General features: G+C 70.2%; 21 protein-coding genes. 12 read left to right on the top strand and 9 right to left on the bottom strand.

The features are described 5' to 3' along the window. Positions 1-47 precede the first annotated feature (47 nt). From GGQ96_RS11735 to GGQ96_RS11725, 3 genes are all read left to right on the top strand, one after another. Positions 48-542, top strand: a complete 495-nt coding sequence (locus GGQ96_RS11735; protein WP_184115139.1) for a hypothetical protein — start codon at positions 48-50, stop codon at positions 540-542. Between the two features lie 79 nt (positions 543-621). Continuing rightward, entirely contained in the window at positions 622-1,830 is a 1,209-nt protein-coding gene (gene rlmN / locus GGQ96_RS11730; RefSeq protein ID WP_184115137.1) for a dual-specificity RNA methyltransferase RlmN, read from the top strand. 16 nt (positions 1,831-1,846) lie between these two features. Beyond that, entirely contained in the window at positions 1,847-2,605 is a 759-nt protein-coding gene (locus GGQ96_RS11725; RefSeq protein ID WP_343059025.1) for a sulfite exporter TauE/SafE family protein, read from the top strand. A gap of 191 nt (positions 2,606-2,796) precedes the next feature. Here the strand turns inward: GGQ96_RS11725 and holA are convergent, their stop codons facing one another. Genes holA through GGQ96_RS11705 form a run of 4 tightly spaced genes read right to left on the bottom strand, consistent with a single transcriptional unit; the run spans position 2,797 to position 7,293 of the window. Further along, positions 2,797-3,816, bottom strand: a complete 1,020-nt coding sequence (gene holA / locus GGQ96_RS11720; RefSeq protein WP_184114816.1) for a DNA polymerase III subunit delta — start codon at positions 3,814-3,816, stop codon at positions 2,797-2,799. Further along, complete coding sequence (lptE, locus tag GGQ96_RS11715; protein WP_184114808.1) at positions 3,813-4,346, bottom strand: LPS assembly lipoprotein LptE; 534 nt, start codon at positions 4,344-4,346, stop codon at positions 3,813-3,815. Before lptE ends, holA begins: the two co-directional genes overlap by 4 nt. Further along, on the bottom strand, positions 4,343-6,844 hold the full coding sequence (leuS, locus tag GGQ96_RS11710) for a leucine--tRNA ligase (protein WP_184114806.1): 2,502 nt from the start codon (positions 6,842-6,844) through the stop codon (positions 4,343-4,345). Before leuS ends, lptE begins: the two co-directional genes overlap by 4 nt. An 11-nt stretch (positions 6,845-6,855) precedes the next feature. Next, on the bottom strand, positions 6,856-7,293 hold the full coding sequence (locus tag GGQ96_RS11705; RefSeq protein WP_184114797.1) for a DUF3576 domain-containing protein: 438 nt from the start codon (positions 7,291-7,293) through the stop codon (positions 6,856-6,858). Positions 7,294-7,535: 242 nt separating this feature from the next. On the opposite strand from GGQ96_RS11705, the gene GGQ96_RS11700 reads away from it, so the two are divergent. Then, entirely contained in the window at positions 7,536-8,243 is a 708-nt protein-coding gene (locus GGQ96_RS11700; RefSeq protein ID WP_184114795.1) for a hypothetical protein, read from the top strand. A gap of 183 nt (positions 8,244-8,426) precedes the next feature. Here GGQ96_RS11700 and nrdR read toward each other — a convergent pair whose 3' ends face one another. From nrdR to rpiB, 4 genes are read right to left on the bottom strand one after another with little or no spacing between them, the layout of a single operon-like run. Next, complete coding sequence (nrdR, locus tag GGQ96_RS11695; RefSeq protein ID WP_184114793.1) at positions 8,427-8,906, bottom strand: transcriptional regulator NrdR; 480 nt, start codon at positions 8,904-8,906, stop codon at positions 8,427-8,429. A gap of 9 nt (positions 8,907-8,915) precedes the next feature. Further along, positions 8,916-9,089 (bottom strand): hypothetical protein, encoded by a 174-nt coding sequence (locus tag GGQ96_RS11690; protein ID WP_184114791.1) that lies wholly within the window; start codon positions 9,087-9,089, stop codon positions 8,916-8,918. 4 nt (positions 9,090-9,093) lie between these two features. Then, positions 9,094-10,404, bottom strand: coding sequence for a serine hydroxymethyltransferase (glyA, locus tag GGQ96_RS11685; RefSeq protein ID WP_184114789.1), 1,311 nt, complete (start codon positions 10,402-10,404; stop codon positions 9,094-9,096). Continuing rightward, positions 10,401-10,868, bottom strand: a complete 468-nt coding sequence (rpiB, locus tag GGQ96_RS11680) for a ribose 5-phosphate isomerase B (RefSeq protein WP_184114782.1) — start codon at positions 10,866-10,868, stop codon at positions 10,401-10,403. The genes glyA and rpiB overlap by 4 nt, the downstream gene beginning before the upstream one ends. A 109-nt stretch (positions 10,869-10,977) precedes the next feature. On the opposite strand from rpiB, the gene GGQ96_RS11675 reads away from it, so the two are divergent. The 5 genes from GGQ96_RS11675 to GGQ96_RS21450 all read left to right on the top strand — a co-directional run bounded on the left by GGQ96_RS11675 (position 10,978) and on the right by GGQ96_RS21450 (position 13,167). Continuing rightward, the gene (locus GGQ96_RS11675; RefSeq protein ID WP_184114780.1) at positions 10,978-11,547 is read left to right on the top strand and encodes a sigma-70 family RNA polymerase sigma factor; all 570 of its coding nucleotides are present in this window, start codon (positions 10,978-10,980) and stop codon (positions 11,545-11,547) included. Beyond that, the gene (locus GGQ96_RS11670) at positions 11,537-12,253 is read left to right on the top strand and encodes an anti-sigma factor domain-containing protein (RefSeq protein ID WP_184114778.1); all 717 of its coding nucleotides are present in this window, start codon (positions 11,537-11,539) and stop codon (positions 12,251-12,253) included. Before GGQ96_RS11675 ends, GGQ96_RS11670 begins: the two co-directional genes overlap by 11 nt. Next, the gene (locus GGQ96_RS11665) at positions 12,250-12,699 is read left to right on the top strand and encodes a DUF3429 domain-containing protein (protein WP_184114776.1); all 450 of its coding nucleotides are present in this window, start codon (positions 12,250-12,252) and stop codon (positions 12,697-12,699) included. Before GGQ96_RS11670 ends, GGQ96_RS11665 begins: the two co-directional genes overlap by 4 nt. Positions 12,700-12,706: 7 nt before the next feature. After that, positions 12,707-12,829: a hypothetical protein gene (locus GGQ96_RS21685; RefSeq protein WP_281392658.1), complete on the top strand. Its 123-nt coding sequence runs from the start codon at positions 12,707-12,709 to the stop codon at positions 12,827-12,829. A 134-nt stretch (positions 12,830-12,963) separates the two neighbouring features. Then, positions 12,964-13,167, top strand: coding sequence for a hypothetical protein (locus GGQ96_RS21450; RefSeq protein ID WP_343059024.1), 204 nt, complete (start codon positions 12,964-12,966; stop codon positions 13,165-13,167). Between the two features lie 135 nt (positions 13,168-13,302). Here the strand turns inward: GGQ96_RS21450 and GGQ96_RS11655 are convergent, their stop codons facing one another. Continuing rightward, entirely contained in the window at positions 13,303-14,391 is a 1,089-nt protein-coding gene (locus GGQ96_RS11655) for an alkene reductase (protein WP_184114772.1), read from the bottom strand. Positions 14,392-14,469: 78 nt separating this feature from the next. On the opposite strand from GGQ96_RS11655, the gene GGQ96_RS11650 reads away from it, so the two are divergent. The 3 genes from GGQ96_RS11650 to hemA all read left to right on the top strand — a co-directional run bounded on the left by GGQ96_RS11650 (position 14,470) and on the right by hemA (position 17,422). Beyond that, positions 14,470-15,417 carry a DMT family transporter gene (locus GGQ96_RS11650; protein WP_184114771.1) on the top strand — a complete coding sequence of 316 codons (948 nt, stop codon included), beginning with the start codon at positions 14,470-14,472 and terminating at the stop codon, positions 15,415-15,417. A gap of 10 nt (positions 15,418-15,427) precedes the next feature. After that, a complete protein-coding gene (locus GGQ96_RS11645; RefSeq protein ID WP_184114770.1) occupies positions 15,428-16,081 on the top strand; it encodes a COQ9 family protein in 654 nt (217 codons plus the stop codon). 99 nt (positions 16,082-16,180) lie between these two features. Further along, positions 16,181-17,422: a 5-aminolevulinate synthase gene (gene hemA / locus GGQ96_RS11640; protein ID WP_184114767.1), complete on the top strand. Its 1,242-nt coding sequence runs from the start codon at positions 16,181-16,183 to the stop codon at positions 17,420-17,422. Positions 17,423-17,810: the final 388 nt, after the last annotated feature.

Genomic DNA, 17,810 nt, shown 5'->3' with positions numbered 1-17,810 from the left:
CGTTGCATCGCTCCGCGCGAGGATCGACAGGCCGGGCCATGACACGCATGCGACGGACGGGATTGCTGGCCACCCTGCTGCTGGTCGCGGCGGGGCCGCTGGCGGCGAGGGAGACGATCGGCGTGTGGCGAAGCTGGGGCGCGTTCCGCGACCGCGACCGCTGCTATGCCATCGCCAGTCCCGCCTCGGCCGGGGGCGCGTCGCGCTGGCGGCCCTTCGCCAGCGTCGCGCGCTGGACCGAGACGAGCAGCGGCCGCGGCCTGCGCGCCTCGCTTCACGTCCGGCTGAGTCGCGAGCGCGACCGCTCGGCGCCGGTGACGCTGACGGTCGGCGAGCGGCGGTTCGCGCTGGTCGGCAACGGTGTCGACGCCTTCGCGACCGACGCGGCGAGCGACCGGGCGATCGTCGCGGCGCTGCGCGGCGCGCGCAGCATGAGCATCGAGACGGTCGGCGTGCGCGGCCGTCCCTTCGCCGACAGTTACGCGCTGCGCGGCGCCGCCACCGCGATCGACGCCGCGATCCTGGCCTGCGCGGGGCGGTAGCGAGGTCCGGCACGGCCCGCCGCCGGAATGGTTCCGCGAGGCAGTGGAAAAAGCCGCACGGATCGGCTATATGCGGACGATGCAGACAGCCGCGAACCTGATGCCCATTCCGGGGCATGTCGATCCCGTGCCCGTGCCCCGCGCGGCCGCACCCCGCAGTGACGGCCGGGTCGACCTGATCGGCCTGACCCGCGACGAGATCCGGGCCGCGCTCGAATCGGCTGGTTTGGAGCCCAAGCAGGCGAAGCTGCGCGCCAAGCAGATCTTCCACTGGCTCTACAATCGCGGCGCGACCGAATTCGCGCAGATGACCGACATCGCCAAGGCGCAGCATCCCTGGCTGACCGAACGCTTCGTGATCGGCCGGCCCGAGGTCGTCGAGGCGCAGGTGTCGACCGACGGCACGCGCAAATGGCTGCTCCGCTCGCCCGACGGGCAGGATTACGAGGCGGTGTTCATCCCCGATGCGGATCGCGGCACGCTGTGCGTGTCGAGCCAGGTCGGCTGCACGCTGAACTGCACCTTCTGCCACACCGGCACGATGCGGCTGGTCCGCAACCTGACCGCGGGCGAGATCGTCGGCCAGGTGATGCTGGCGCGCGACGCGCTCGGCGAATGGCCGTCCCAGCCCGAGGGGCGGATGCTCACCAACATCGTGATGATGGGGATGGGCGAGCCGCTCTATAATTTCGACCATGTCCGCGACGCGCTGAAGCTGGTGATGGACGGCGACGGCCTCGCTCTGTCCAAGCGCCGCATCACCCTGTCGACCTCGGGCGTGGTGCCGATGATGGCGCGCGCGGGCGAGGAGATCGGCGTCAACCTGGCGGTGTCGCTCCATGCGGTGACCAAGGAGGTGCGCGACGAGATCGTGCCACTCAACCGCAAATACGGCATCGAGGAACTGCTCCAGGCCTGCGCCGACTATCCCGGTGCGAACAATGCCCGGCGCATCACCTTCGAATATGTGATGCTGAAGGACAAGAACGACTCCGATGAAGAAGCGCACGAGCTGGTCCGCCTGCTGCGCAAGTACCGGCTGCCGGCCAAGGTCAATCTGATCCCCTTCAACCCCTGGCCCGGCGCGCCCTATGACACGTCGACGCCGGAGCGGGTGCGGCGCTTCTCCGACATCATCTTCGAGGCGGGCATCTCCGCTCCCGTCCGCACCCCGCGCGGCCGCGACATCGACGCCGCCTGCGGTCAATTGAAGACGGCGGCCGAGAAGAAGTCGCGCGCCGAACGCGACCGCGAGGCGGCCGAAGCCGCCGCCCAAGCCGCCGCCTGATCCGGGGCGGGTTGGGGTGATCGAGGGCGGCGCGATCGCGCTCGCCGCCGCCGCCGGGCTCGCCGGCGGCGCGATGAACGCGCTGGCGGGGGGCGGCACCTTCGCCACCATGCCGGCGCTGCTCGGCCTGGGCGCGCCCGCCAATGTCGCCAACGCCACCTCCAACATCGCGCTGATGCCGGGGGCCTGGGCCAGCGCCTGGGCGTTCCGCGACGAGCTTCGCCCGGTCGGCGGCGTGTCGGTGCGGGTGCTGGCGGCGATCACCTTTGCGGGCGGTCTGGCGGGCAGCGTGCTGCTGGTCGCGACGCCGGGCCGCGCCTTCGACATGATCGTGCCGTGGCTGCTGCTGGTCGCCTTCCTGGCCATAGCCTTCGGCCGCCGGGCCGGCGACTGGCTGCGCGACCGGGTGACGATCGGTCCGTCGACGCTGATGGTCGTGCAGGCGGTGCTGGGCACCTATGGCGGCTATTTCGGCGGCGGCGTCGGCATCATGACCACCGCCACCTACGGCCTGCTTGCGGGCGAGTCGGTGCGCTCGATGTTCGCGCCGCGCACGCTGATGCTGGCGGTGGCGAACCTCGCCGCCGCGCTGGTGTTCGTGGCGACCGGCCTGGTGCGTTGGGAGCTGTGCCTGCCCATGCTGGCCGGCGGCCTGGTCGGGGGCTGGCTGGGCGCGTCGCTGGGCAAGGCGCTGCCCGCCCCGGCGGTGCGCGGCTGGACGCTGCTGGTGACGGCGGCGACCACGATCGTGTTCTTCGTGCGGGCCTATGGGTGAGGGCGAGCGGATCTCGCTCCCAGCATGATCCACACGGAGGCGCGCAGACTCCGAGTGCGCATCGCCTGTGGAGCTGAATCCTCCCTCAAACCCGGCGCTACGGAAGGAGCGCGGCGGTTGCCGAGGGCAGGGCATCGTTGCGCCTCTAGGCCTCCGCGTGAATCCAAAAGCCTGTCGGCTTTGATCCGCCCCTATCGTCGCCGCGCCAGGGCCCGCGCCAGGGACAGCGCGGCGTCATCCGCCAGCACGCCCCCGGCATTGCCCGGCGCCATCACCGCCCGCTCCGCCCGGCGGACGCGGGCGAGCGCGTCGGCGAGCATCGCGGGAGTCCAGCGGCGCAGGTGGCGCGCGGTCGCGGCCTCTTCCTTGAAGAAGACGCGGTGACGCTTCATGACCGCCTCCACCGGCTCGCCCGTCGCCATCTCGGCGCGCATCTCGGCGAGCGAGACGAGCTTGCGCGCCACCTGCCGCAGCCAGGGGATCGGCGACCCGCCTGCCTCCCCCAGCCGCGCCAGCTCGTTGGCCAGCAGGTCCGGCCGCCCCTCGATCAGCGTGTCGACCAGCGCGAAGGTCTCGCCCTCGTCCAGATCGGCGCCGACGGCGTCCAGCGCCTCCAGCGTCAGGTCCTGGGGCCGGTCCGGCGCGGCGTCGAGGTAGAGCGCCAGCTTCTCCACCTCGCGCGCCAGCACCGACCGGTCGCCGCCCGCCGCCTCGACCAGCCGCGCCGCGACGCCGGGGGCGACGCGCATCCCCTGTTCCTGCGACAGTTGCGCGGCCAGCTTCTCGGCATCCTGCGCGGTCGGGGGATAGCAGCCGAAGGCGAGCGCGCGTGGATGGTCGAGCGCGAGCTTCACGATCTTGGCGTTGGTCTTCACGCTCGGCGCGATCGCCACCACCGGGTTGGCGCCGCTCTCCAGGTCGAGCAGCGCGGTGACGGCGGCAATGCTTTCCTCGCCCAGGCCGGTGATCCGCACCCAGCGCGGCGTCCCGAACAGCGACATCGACGCCGCCTCGTCCGCGAGCCGGGCCGGATCGGCGCGCAGCGCCGCGCCGTCCAGGTCGATCCGCTCCGCCTCCGGTCCCAGCGCCTTGCCGAGCAGCGCCGCCAGCGCCTGCGCTCCCGCCTCGTCGGGCCCGTGCAGCAGGTGGAAGCGGACGTCGCGCCGGGGAGACTGGAGCGCCTGCCGGATCTGGCCGGCATTGGCCTTCACCGCGGGGCGGCTCCGGCACCGGCGGGCGCAGCCAGGTCGCGGTTGCGCGCGGTGATCGCGACGCGGGTCACGATCTCGTCCGCGACGATCTTGGCCAGCCGCTCGAGCGCGGTGTTCTCCGCCGCGATGGTCGCATATTCGGACTGGACCACGTCGATCCCCGCATCCGAACCGGCGGTCGCGTCGAGCAGCGTCCGGTTGTCCGCCAGGTCGGTCAGTTGATAGCGCGCGCGCAGCACCCGCCGCTCGCGCGTGATCGAATCGTCGCCGCGCACGCCCAGGCCGCTGATCTGGTCGTCCAGCCGCACCGTCAGCCGATAGCGCGGCGTGCCGGTCGCGCCGAGCTGGTCGCGCAGGGCGTTGCCGACCAGCCAGCCCGCCTTGCCCTCGATCGGCGCGACCTCGACCTCCGCCAGCGACCGGGCGACCGCTCCGCCCGCGCCCCCGGCATAGAGCGGGTGCAGACCGCAGCCGCCGAGCAGCGGCGTCAGGCCCAATGCCAGGGCGGAGAGGGCGATGGGGCGGATCATGCGACGATGTTCACCAGGCGGTCGGGCACCACGATCACCTTGCGCGGGGCCTTGCCTTCCAGGATGCGGACGATCTTGTCGCTGGCCAGCGCCGCCGCCTCGACATCCTCGCGCGCGGCGCCCTTGGCGAAGACCAGGGTGTCGCGCAGCTTGCCGTTGACCTGCACCGCGATCGTCACCTCGTCGTCCACCAGCATCGCCGGGTCGACCACCGGCCAGGCGGCATCGGCGATCAGTCCGTCCTGCCCGCTCGCCGCCCAGGCCTCCTCGGCCAGATGCGGCACCATCGGCGCGGACAGGCGGACCATGGTCGCGATCGCGTCGCGCCGGTCGGCGGAGGGGGGCGCCTTCTCGATCGCGCCGGCCAGCGTGTAGAGCAGCGCCACCGCCTTGTTGAACTGCAACCCCTCGATCGCCTCGGCGACGCCCGCCGTGGTGCGGTGGACCAGCTTGCGCAGCGCCAGATCGTCCCCCTCGGCGGCCGCCTCGGCCTGACCGACCAGCCGCCACAGCCGCTGGACGAAGCGCCACGCGCCCTCGATGCCGTTCTCGCTCCACTCCAGGTCGCGCTCGGGCGGCGAGTCGGAGAGCATGAACCAGCGGACCGCGTCGGCCCCATACTGGTCGACGATCGGCTCGGGATCGATCGTGTTCTTCTTCGACTTCGACATCTTCTCGATGCGGCCGACGGTGATCGGCTCGCCCGTGGCGATCTCGATGCCGTCGCGGACATCCTCGGGCGCGAGCCAGCGATTGTCCGACGATTTGTAGGTCTCGTGCGTGACCATGCCTTGCGTGAACAGCCCGGCGAACGGTTCGGCGATGGCGAGCTGGCCGATATGCTTCAGGGCGCGCGTCCAGAAGCGGGCATAGAGCAGGTGCAGGATCGCATGCTCGACGCCGCCGATATACTGGCCCACCGGCAGCCACTGCGCCGCCTCGGCCGGATCAAACGGGCGATCCTTCGGCTGGCTGGCGAAGCGGATGAAATACCAGGACGAATCGACAAAGGTGTCGAGCGTGTCGGTTTCCCGCCGCGCGGCAGCACCGCAGGTCGGGCAGGCGACGTCCTTCCATGTCGGATGCCGGTCCAGCGGATTGCCGGGAATGGCGAAGGACACGTCGTCGGGGAGCACGACCGGCAGCTGCTCCTTGGGCACCGGCACCGCGCCGCAGGCGTCGCAATGGATGATCGGGATCGGCGTGCCCCAATAGCGCTGGCGGCTGACGCCCCAGTCGCGCAGGCGATAGACGGTCGAACCCTGCCCCCAACCCTCCGCCTCGGCGCGCGCGATCACCTGGCGCTTGGCCTCTTCGATCGCCAGCCCGTCCAGGAACCGCGAATTGACGATCGTGCCCGCCCCGGTGAAGGCGGTGTCGCCCGCGAAGTCGGGGGCGGTCTCCTCGCCATCGGCGACGACGCGCTGGACCGGCAGGGCGTACTTCCGCGCGAAATCCATGTCGCGCTGGTCGTGCGCGGGCACGCCGAACACCGCGCCCGTGCCATATTCCATCAGCACGAAATTGGCGATGTAGACGGGCAGGCGCCAGTCCGGGTCGAGCGGATGCCGCGCGGTCAGGCCGGTGTCGAAGCCCAGCTTCTCCTGCGTCTCCAGCTCGGCGGCGGTGGTGCCGCCCTGCTTGCAACGCGCGACGAAGGCGGCCGCGTCCTCGGATCGGGCCGCCAGGCTTTGGGCGATCGGATGGTCCGCCGCCACCGCGACGAAGCTGGCGCCGAAGATCGTGTCGGGGCGGGTGGTGAACACCTCCACCGACCCGCCGTCGGACAGGGCGAACTGGAACTGCAGGCCCTGGCTGCGGCCGATCCAGTTCTCCTGCATCAGCTTCACCTTGTCAGGCCACTGGTCCAGGCTCTCCAGCCCCTCCAGCAGTTCGTCGGCGAAGTCGGTGATCTTCAGGAACCACTGGTTGAGCTTGCGCTTCTCGACCAGCGCGCCCGAGCGCCAGCCGCGCCCGTCGATCACCTGCTCATTGGCCAGCACGGTCATGTCGACCGGGTCCCAGTTGACGGTCGATTCCTTGCGATAGACGAGGCCGGCGGCGAACAGGTCGAGGAACAGCGCCTGTTCGTGACCGTAATAGTCCGGCTCGCAGGTGGCGAGCTCGCGGCTCCAGTCGAGCGCGAAGCCCAGCCGCTTGAGCTGCGCCTTCATCGTCGCGATGTTGGCGCGGGTCCAGCTGCCCGGATGGACGCCCTTCTCCATCGCGGCATTCTCGGCCGGCATGCCGAACGCGTCCCAGCCCATCGGGTGAAGCACCTCGTGGCCGGTCATCCGCCGATAGCGCGCCAGCACGTCGCCCATCGTATAGTTGCGGACATGGCCCATATGGATCTTCCCCGAGGGATAGGGGAACATCTCCAGCACATAGGCGCGCGGCTTGGTCGAGCGGCCATCGGCGGCGAAGCTCTGCCGCTCGTCCCAGACGCGCTGCCAGTGGGCGTCGGCCTTCAGCGCGTTGAACCGCGAATTGGTCATGGGGTCCGCCTTCAGCCCGCGATCGAGGCGCGGCGCAGGTCGCGGGCGCGGGTCAGGATCAGGTCCTCCAGCTTCTGCGTGGTCGCGGCCTGGACAGGGGCGGCGACCCATTGGCCGCCCTGGTTGACCTGGCGCAGCGCCGCGACGCGCACCGCATCGGCGCGCAGGTCCTGGTCGAGGATGGTGACCGTCACCTTCATCCGCTCGGTCGGCAGCTGCGGGTTGACGTACCAGTCGGTGACGATGACGCCGCCGTTCGAGTCGGTCTGGACCAGCGGCATGAAGCTCAGCGTGTCGAGCGCGGCGCGCCACAGATAGGAATTGACGCCGATCGTCGTGACCTTGCTCGCGGCCAGGTCGCCGCTCGGCAACCCGCTCTTGCGGCCGCCGCAGGCGGTGAGCGACAGCGCGGCGGTGGCCGCGATCAACAGGGCGGTACGGCGGAACATATACGATGAATCCTGCGCAGGAAGGGCGTGCCCTCCGGCCTGTACCGCCGGCCGCCATGGCTAGCAAGGCACGCCCGAATCACGCTCCAAATCCGTCACGGTCGCAACGGCTTCGCGACGAGCTGTGGGATGGATGCAACAGGCGGTATGAAATTGGTCCGACAAGCTGGCGGCGGCGGATCGAACCATGCTACATAGAGTTGCCGGGCGATAGTTCGTCACGGGTCGATTTAGGGAATTACATGAGGGTGGGGCGCGTTATCGTCGGGATCGCTGCGGGGGCGCTGGTCGCTCTCGGCGCCGTCGTCGCCCCCGCATTCGGGGCCTCCGAACGGACGGCGGCCAAGCCGGTCAAGCGCTCGGCGTTGCGCAGCGTCGGCGGCTTCACCCCGGCCTCCGGCGATCCGCGGCTCGCGGCGCTGCTGGCGCGCGGCGGCTTCGATCCCAACGGCTTCCACTTCACCCCCGCCGATACGCGCCGCGATACGCGCGCGGTCACGGTGGCGGTGCGGGCGCGCTCGATCCGCGCCGCCGACACCGGCCGGACCGATCTGGCCAGCAACTCGACGGTCGTCGGCTTGGCCCCGATCGCCTATAATCTGGGCGCGGCGGTGGGCTGGAAGCGGTTCGCGCTGGCGGGCGACGTGACCCGCGTCGACCTGCAGGGCCTGCCCGGCGGGCGCGAGGGCGCGGATGTCGCGGTCAGCTATACCGGCAATCGCTGGTCCGGCCGGGTCAAGGCCGCCGCCGATCGCCCGACCGACGGCACCCCGAAGGCGATCGCCGAGCTGCCCAGCTATTCGGTCGACCTGGGCGGCTCCTATTCGCTTACGCATAATCTCGATGTCACCGCCGGGCTGCGCTATCGCTCCGACCGCGAGCGCCTGACCCGCACCGATGACCGCCGCGACAGCCAGGCGGTCTATGTGGGCACTGCCTTCCGCTTCTGATTGTGTCCGGGCTCGCTGGGCGGATGGCGCTGGTCGCCGCGAAGCGCACGATCTCCACGGCCGATCTTCGCGGGCCGACGCTCATGGGAGCGAACGATCGACGGCTGCAAACCCCGCCTTCGCCGGGATGAAGCCTCGTCAGGGGGAAGACGGCTGATCCGGTGAGCGTCCCGCCGCCGGCGTTCACCCCCGGATGGCGTCGCCGACCTGCCCGGCCTCCTCGACCTGGCCCGCGAACGCCTCGAAATCCTTGGCTTCGCTGAAGTCGCGATAGACGCTGGCGAAGCGGATATAGGCGACCGAGTCCAGGCCCTTCAGCCCTTCCATCACCATCTCGCCGATCCGGGCGGAAGTGACGTCGGTATCGCCCAGCGTCTCCAGCCGGCGCTGGATGCCGGTGACCAGCTTCTCGATCCGCGCCGGTTCGATCGGCCGCTTGCGTGCGGCGATCGCGACCGAGCGCATCAGCTTCTCGCGGTCGAACGGCTCGCGCCGGTCCTCGCTCTTCAGCACGGTGAGTTCGCGGAGCTGGATGCGCTCAAAGGTGGTGAAGCGCGCCGCGCAGCCCTCGCACTGCCGCCGGCGGCGGATCGCCGCCCCATCTTCGGTGGGGCGGCTGTCCTTCACCTGGCTGTCGTCATGGCCGCAAAAGGGGCAGCGCATCGGCCGGCGTCAGTCCCGGCGCTTGGCATAGGCAATGGCGGCGCCGGCCAAGGCGCCGAACACGGGACCGACAAAGGGGATCGGGATCGCCACCACGGCGCCGATCGCGCCATATTTGGCCATCTTCTTGCCCAGGCCGGGGGTAGCTTTGATCTCGCTCTGGACTTCGTCGATCTTCGACATGCGCTTATCCTTGATAGATGGGGAAGCGTGCGCACAGGGCGCGCACGCGGGTCCGAACGTCCGCCTCGACCTCGGGGTCCCCATGCTCGCCCTTCCGGGCCAGGCCGTCGAGCACGTCGGCGACCATATGGCCGATCTCGCGGAACTCGGCCGGGCCGAAGCCGCGCGTGGTGCCGGCCGGCGAGCCGACGCGGATGCCGCTGGTCTTGACCGGGGGCAGCGGATCGTTGGGGATGCCGTTCTTGTTGCAGGTGATGCCGGCGCGCTCCAGCGCCTCGTCCGCGTCGCGACCGGTGATGCCGAGCGGACGCAGGTCGATGAGCGCCAGATGCGTGTCGGTGCCGCCGGCGATCACGTCGGCGCCGCGTTCCTTCAGGGTCGCGGCCAGCACCTTGGCGTTCTCCACCACGGCGGCGATATAGGTCTTGTAGTCGGGGCGCAGCGCCTCGCCGAACGCCACCGCCTTGGCGGCGACGACATGCATCAGCGGGCCACCCTGGAGACCCGGGAACACCGCAGAGTTGATCTTCTTCGCCAGCCCCTCGTCATCGGTCATGATCATGCCGCCCCGGGGGCCGCGCAGCGTCTTGTGCGTGGTGGTGGTGACGACATGCGCATGGCCGAACGGGGTCGGGTGCAGCCCGGCGGCGACGATGCCGGCGAAATGCGCCATGTCGACCATGAAATAGGCGCCCACCTTGTCCGCGATCGCGCGGAAGCGGGCGAAGTCGATGACGCGCGGATAGGCCGAGCCGCCCGCGATGATCAGCTTCGGCTGATGCTCGACCGCCAGCGCCTCGACCTGGTCGTAATCGATCAGGTGGGTGACCGGATCGACACCATATTGCACGGCGTTGAACCACTTGCCCGACATCGCGGCGCGCGCGCCGTGGGTCAGATGGCCCCCGGCGTCCAGGCTCATGCCCAGGATCGTGTCGCCCGGCTTGACCAGCGCCAGCATCACCGCGCCGTTCGCCTGCGCGCCCGAATGCGGCTGGACGTTGGCGAAGCCGCAGCCGAAGATCTGCTTGGCGCGGTCGATGGCGAGCTGCTCGACCACGTCGGAGGGAGCGCAGCCCTGATAGTAGCGCTTGCCCGGATAGCCTTCCGCATATTTGTTGGTGAAGACCGAGCCCTGCGCTCCCAGCACCGCGCGCGAGACGATGTTCTCCGAGGCGATCAGCTCGATCTGGGTCTGCTCGCGCTCCAGCTCCTGCGCGATGCCGGCGAAAACCGCGGCGTCGGCGTCCGCCAGGTCGCGGGTGAAGAAGCCCTCGGGCTGGGCGCTCAAGGTATCGATCGGCTGGCTGCTCATGCGGCGTGATCCTGTGCAGAGGGGGCGGCGAAGGGGGCGGCGCCCAGCTTCTCGACCCGGTGTTGGTGGCGACCGCCCTCGAAATCGGCGGCCAGGAAGGCGGTGACGCAGGCCTTGGCCATGTCCTCGCCGGTCAGGCGCGCGCCCATGGCGATGGCGTTGGCATCGTTATGCTGGCGGGCGAGCGTTGCCGACAGCGGCTCGGACACGAGCGCGCAGCGGCAGGCCGGATGGCGGTTGGCGGCGATCGAGATGCCGATGCCCGATCCGCACAGCGCGACGGCGCGCTCGGCCCGGCCCTCGGCGATCGCCTGTGCCAATGCGTAGCCATAATCGGGATAGTCGACGCGGCCGTCGCCATGGGTGCCAAGGTCGATCACCTCATGCCCGGTCTCCGCGAGCCAGGCGGCCAGCACCGACTTGAGGGCGACGGCGGCATGATCGGCGGCGATGGCGATGCGCATGGGCGCTTCCTGGCGGCAAGACGAAGGGATGGGCGCGCCCATAGCCGGATACCGTCCGGATGACCACACCCCTTGCCGCGTGAAATGTTGCGGCTATCGTCAGGACTTGATGGTCCGTACCGCTTCCCCCGACGCCCGCGCGCATCTCGCCGCGATGCTGATCGCCACCGGCAGCGAGGATCGCGCCGCGTTCCGCGAGGTCTATCGCCTGACCTCCGCGAAGCTTTTCGGCATCTGCCTGCGTATCTGCGGCGACCGGAGCGCGGCGGAGGATGTGTTGCACGATGTCTACCTCACGATCTGGCGCCGGGCGGGCGCGTGGGAGCCGGGGCGGGCCAGCCCGATCACCTGGCTGGCGACCGTCGCGCGCAACCGTGCGATCGACTGGCGGCGCGCGCAGGCCAGCCGCCAGACCCGCCCGATCGCCGAGGCGCCCGACATCCCCGACAGCGCGCCCGATGCCGAGGCGATGCTGGTCGCCGATGGCGAGCGGCACCGGCTGGTCGATTGCCTGGGCGAGCTGGAGGACCGGTCGCGCGCCGCGATCCGCACCGCTTTTTTCGACGGGCTGACCTATGCCGAGGTCGCCGAGCGCGCCGCCGTGCCGCTCGGCACCGTCAAGAGCTGGATCCGCCGTGGCCTCGCCCGGCTGAAGGAGTGCCTGGACCGTGACGGATGACCCCGACCTCCAGGCCGCCGAACTGGCGCTGGGCGTGCTGGACGGCGAGGAGCGCGCGGCGGCGCTGCGCCGGGTGCTGGCCGAACCGGCCTTCGCCGCCGAGGTGGAGCGGTGGCGGCTCTATTTCGCGCAACTGTTCGACCTGTGGCCCGAGGTGGAGCCGCCCGAGGAGCTGATCGAGCGGATCGACGCCAGCCTGGGTGGGCCCGGTCATGTCCGCACCCGCCGCGCCGCGCCCTGGCCGCTGATCGCGATCGCGTCGAGCGCGCTGGCGGCGTGCCTGCTCGTCATCCTGCTGCTGCGGCCCGCGCCGGAGCCGGCCGCCCCGTCGCCGACCCCCGTGGCTAGCGCGACGGCCGCTCCCTCGGCACCGGCCGCAGGCCCGACGCTGATCGCAATGCTGGGCGACGGCAGGACGCCGATCGCCGCCGCCTATGACGGCGCGGCCGGGCGGCTGCGCGTCGCCAGCCAGCCGGCGACGCCGCGCGGCCGGGTCGCGCAGCTCTGGGTGATCGGCGGCGACGCGACGCCGCATCCGCTCGGGCTGCTCGGGCCGGACGGGCTGGAGCTGGTGCTGGCCCCCGCCGACCGGGCGCGGCTCGTGGCTGGCGCGACGCTCGCCATTTCGATCGAGCCGCCGGGCGGGTCGCCGACCAGCCTGCCGACCGGACCCGTGGTCGCGACGGGCGCGTTGTCGAGGGTATGAGGTCAGAAGCGCCATCGATCGTCTCGCCCGCCGCCCGGTTGCTGGGGTTTTCCGGCCTGTTGCCGCCGCTGGCGCTGCTCGGGCTGGAGCTGGTCCGGCCGGATGACGGCTGGCGGATGCTCGCTTTCGCCTATGCCGGGCTGATCTTCAGCTTCCTGGGCGGGATGTGGTGGGGCTTCGCGGTGCGGCGGGCAGCGGCGACGCAGGCGCCGCTGCTGATCGCGGCGGTGGTGCCGTCGCTGGTCGCGTTCGGGCTGCTGGGCCTGGGGCTGATGCTGCTCGACCTGCGCTGGCCGCTGGTGCTCCTGGGGGCGGCGATCCTGCTGACGCTACCGGTCGACCGGCGCCTGGCGACGACGGGCGATGCGCCGGAGGGGTGGATGGCCTTGCGCGTGCCGCTGTCGCTGGGTCTGGGGCTGCTGACCATCGCGATGGGCGTGGTATAGGGCAGGCATGACCAGGCTGGCGACCTCGGGGTGGTTCGAGGCGCGATTCACCGCGACGGAGTTCCTGCGAATGGCGGAGGCCAGCGCCTTCGAAGGGATGACGGTCGAGCTGGTCGGGGGAGAGTTGTAACGGACCGATCCGCCCCCGACCGCCCCCGACAGCCCCCGACCGCCCATGCAGGGCGACAGGCGAGGGTCGTGGGTCAGCTATGGGCGATCTTCGCATCCACTGGCATATGGGTGATGGGCGAAGTCGGATTAGAGTTGGCCGACGACGTGATCCTGTCCTGCGACGCGGCGCTGCTGACCGGGCCGGCGCCGGACACCCGACTGGCGCGGCCGGACCACGTGTGGCTCGTGGTCGAGATCGCGGAGACGACGCGGCTGCGCGGCTTGAAAATAAAGCGGATCGCCTATGCCACGGTCGGAGTGCCGGTTTATCGGAGGTCGAGGCTCCAATGGCGGTGATGCACGTCCATGCCGAGCCGATGCGGGGCGATTACCGCCGCGTCATCACCATCCCTTTCGGCGAACCCGTTTCGGTGCCGGGCAGCGATCGGACGATCGTCATCGCCTGAACGGAATGACGATCGTCCTTCTCGATCAGGCCTCCGCCGTCTCCAGCGCCGGATAGTCAATATAGCCCTCCGGCCCCCGGCTGTACCAGGTCTTCGGATTGCTCTCGTTGAGCGGCGCGCCGGTGCGCAGCCGCTCCGGCAGGTCGGGATTGGCCAGGAAGGTGCGGCCGAAGCTGATCGCGTCGGCGACGCCCTCGTCCAGCTTGGCCTGCGCCGCGTCGCGCGTGTCGTAGTCGCTGTTCAGCACCAGCGGACGCGAGAAGACGTCGCGGATCTGCGGGCTGAGCGGCGGCACGTCGGTGCGGCCGAAGGTGCCGTCGGGGCCGGGCTCGCGCAGCTCCAGGAAGCCGATGCCGATCGCGTCCAGCGCCTTCACTGCCGGCAGGAAGACGGCGGCCGGGTCGCTGTCGTCCACGCCCTGGCTATCGCCATTGGGCGACAGACGCACCGAGACACGGCCCTCGCCCGCCACCGCCGCGACGCGCTCGGTGACCTCGCGGAGCAGGCGGATGCGGTTCTCCGGGCTGCCCCCGTAACGATCGTCGCGGAAATTGGCGTTGTCGCGCAGGAACTGGTCGATCAGATAGCCATTGGCGGCATGGATCTGCACGCCGTCGAAACCGGCGGCGAGCGCGTTGCGGGTCGCGGTGGCGTAATCCTCGATGATGCCGGGAATCTCCTCCAGCGCCAGCGGCCGGGCGACCTCGAAGTCCTGCTTGCCGTCGAAGGTGTGGGCCTGCCCCTCGGTCCGCGTCGCCGAGCTGGAGACGGGCTGCGCGCCATAGACCGAGCTGTGGCCCTGGCGCCCGGTGTGCCAGAGCTGCGCGACGATGCGCCCGCCCGCACGGTGGACCGCGTCGGTCACCGGCTTCCACGCCTCGACCTGTTCGTCCGACCACAGGCCCGGCGCATAGGGCCAGCCCAGGCCGGTGCGGCTGATCCCGGTGGCTTCCGAGATGATCAGGCCGGCGCTGGCGCGCTGCGCGTAATAGTCCGCCATCATCGCGACCGGCACGCCGTCGCGACTGGCGCGACCACGGGTCAGCGGCGCCATCAACAGGCGATTGGGGGCGTGGATCGCACCGAGATCGATGGGATCGAACAGATTGGGCATAGGGACTCCTGACGGAACATGCGTCGCGAATGGTCCGGACGGACCTGACGCGGACAAGATAGGGGGCTAGAGGACCGCATGCACGACGCCGACGCCCCAAGAAATTCTGAACCCGCATCAAGGTCACATCCGCCGCAAGCCACGGAACCGCTGGCCCTATTATGCGTGGCGGTCGCCAATATCGCGCTCGCCTTCGGCCCCTGGTTCGTGCGCGTCGCCGATACCGGGCCGGTGGCGTCGGCCTTCTGGCGGATCACGCTGGCCGCCCCCTTGCTCTGCGTGATGGCGCTGGCCGGGGGCGCGCGGCCGCGACGGCTGGGCCCGGGGCTGTGGATCACGCTGGCTTTGGCCGGGATCGCCTTCGCCGCCGATCTGGGAAGCTGGCATCTCGGCATCCTGCGCACGACGCTGGCCAACGCGACGCTGTTCGGCAATTGCGCGGTGCTGATCTTCCCGCTCTACGGCTTCCTGGTCGCGCGGCGCTGGCCGGCGCGGGGCCAGGCGGCCGCGCTGCTGCTGGCGCTGGCGGGCGGCGGGCTGTTGATGGGCCGTTCCTATGACCTCGACGCGCGCAACCTGGCGGGCGACCTGCTCTGCCTGCTCGCCGGCGTCCTCTATACCGCCTATTTCATCCTGATGACGCAGGCGCGTCGCGTGATGGCGCCGCTGTCGTCGCTGGCGCTGTCGACGCTCGCCAGCATCCTGCCGCTGCTGGGTTTCGCGCTGCTGCTCGACGAGCGGGTGATGCCGCAGCATTGGACGCCGCTGGTCGGACTTGCCTTGGTCAGCCAGGTGCTGGGCCAGGGCTGCATGATCTATGCGCTGGGCCGGCTGTCGCCGCTGGTGATCGGCATCGCCCTCCTGATCCAGCCGATGGTGGCGGGCGCGATCGGCTGGATCGTCTATGGCGAGCGGCTGGGCGCACCCGACCTGGTCGGTGCGGCGTTGGTGGCGGCGGCGCTGGTGCTGGTCGCGCGGCGGCCGGCGGTTGCGCCCACCGCCGCGGACGCGCATGTTCAGGGTTGAAGGACGGACGATGACTGAGGACATGACGCTCGATGAAATCCGCCAGGCACTGGCTCCGGCGATCGCATCCAATGCCGCGTTTGACGGCTGGGGCGAGCCGGCGCTGTTGATGGCGGCGGAGGCGCACGGGATCGATGCCGATGTCGCGAAGCTCGCCTTCGCCGGCGGCGCGGTGGCGATGATCGACGCCTGGTTTGACTCGATCGACCGGGCGATGGCCGCCGCCCTGCCGGCGGAGACGCTGGCGACGATGAAGATCCGCCAGCGGATCACCGCGCTGGTCGAGCACCGGCTGCGCCTGCTCGCGCCCGACCGCGAATCGCTGCGCCGCGCCCGCGCGATCCTGGCGATGCCGCAGAATGTCGCGACCGCGGCGCGCCTGGGCTGGCGTTCGGTCGACCGGATGTGGCGGCTGGCCGGCGACACCGCCACTGACTACAACCACTACACCAAGCGCTCGCTGCTGCTTGCCATCTACACCGCGACGACGACGATCCTGCTCGACGACGACAGCGAGGACCAGACGGAGACGCGCGCCTTCCTCCAGCGTCGGATCGACGGGCTGATGCGTTTCGAGAAGGCCAAGGCGGCGGCGCTCAAGCGCACCGAACATCGCCCCAGCCTGTCACGCTTCATCGGCCGGCTGCGCTATCCGGCGGTTTGAGGATGCGGATCGGGTGAGACAATTTGTCCACCCGATCCGATCACGGTCACCGGCTTTATCCTCTTTCCCCACGGGATCGCGAGGATTACATCCCGGATCATGGACAGCATCGGTACAGAGACGCGCGTCGATTACGCCCGGGTCTTCCATCAGGCGATTGACCGCCTCCATGCCGAGGGGCGCTACCGCGTCTTCATCGACATCCTGCGCAACAAGGGGGCGTTCCCCAATGCGCGCTGCTTCGCCGGGCATAACGGACCCAAGCCGATCACCGTTTGGTGCTCCAACGACTATCTGGCGATGGGCCAGCACCCCAAGGTGATCGCGGCGATGGAGGAGGCGCTGCACGATGTCGGCGCCGGATCCGGCGGCACGCGCAACATCGGCGGCAACACCCATTATCATGTCGATCTGGAAGCGGAGCTCGCGGACCTGCACGGCAAGGAAGCGGCGCTGCTCTTCACCTCGGGCTATGTCTCCAACGAGGCGACGCTGGCGACGATGGCGAAGATCCTGCCGGGCTGCATCATCTTCTCCGACGAGCTGAACCACGCCTCGATGATCGCCGGCATCCGCAATGCCGGTTGCGAGAAGCGCGTGTTCCGCCACAACGACCTCGCGCATCTGGAGGAGCTGCTGGCCGAGGCGGACCCCGCCGCGCCCAAGCTGATCGCGTTCGAGAGCGTCTATTCGATGGAGGGCGACATCGCCCCGATCGCCGGCATCTGCGACCTGGCGGACCGCTACAATGCGCTGACCTATCTGGACGAGGTCCATGCGGTCGGCATGTACGGCGCGCGCGGCGGCGGCATCTCCGAACGCGACGCGGTGGCGGACCGGCTGACGATCATCGAGGGGACGCTGGGCAAGGCGTTCGGCGTGATGGGCGGCTACATCGCCGCGGACCGCACGATCATCGACGTGATCCGTTCTTATGCGCCGGGGTTCATCTTCACCACCTCGCTGTCGCCGGTGCTGGTCGCGGGCGTGCTGGCCAGCGTCCGCCACCTGAAGAGCTCGACCGCCGAGCGCGAGGGGCAGCAGGCCGCCGCCGCGGCGCTCAAGGCGATGCTGCGCGACGCCGGCCTGCCGGTGATGCCGGGCGACACGCATATTGTGCCGGTGATGGTCGGCGACCCGGTCAAGGCCAAGAAGATCAGCGACATCCTGCTCGCCGAATATGGCGTATACGTGCAGCCGATCAACTATCCCACAGTCCCGCGCGGCACCGAGCGGCTGCGCTTCACCCCCGGCCCGGCGCATGACGAGGCGATGATGCGCGACCTGACCCGGGCGTTGGTGGAGATTTGGGATCGGCTCGAACTGCGCATGGCGGCGTGATCGGCCTGGCGCGGCGATTCCACCTTGCAAGGGGATTGTCGTGGACCGGCGGAAGTCGCCTGAGACCGCGCGCATCCGGCGGAGGCGGAACCTTTCAAAAATCGACAGTCCACTTCCATTAGCGTCCACCCCGGCGAACGCCGGGGTCCAATTGGGTAAGGTTTCCGATGACGTGTGATCGTCCCCCAACTGGATGCCGGCCTTCGCAGGGGCGACGGCAGGTGCCGCGAATAGCATCCGTCACTGGAAGCTGAGCCTGCACGGCGTGGTGGAGGGCCCTCGCGGGCGGCGGCCCCAGATGAACCGCGCCGCCACGCCAACCTTATGGTATCCGCTACGGTAACCATATCTTCGCACCTGATCGGCTAGCGCCACCGCGGTTCAATCC

This window comes from Sphingomonas abaci (genome assembly GCF_014199625.1).
GTDB classification, from domain to species: Bacteria; Pseudomonadota; Alphaproteobacteria; order Sphingomonadales; family Sphingomonadaceae; genus Sphingomonas; species Sphingomonas abaci.
This window is presented reverse-complemented; position numbering and strand designations above follow the sequence as displayed.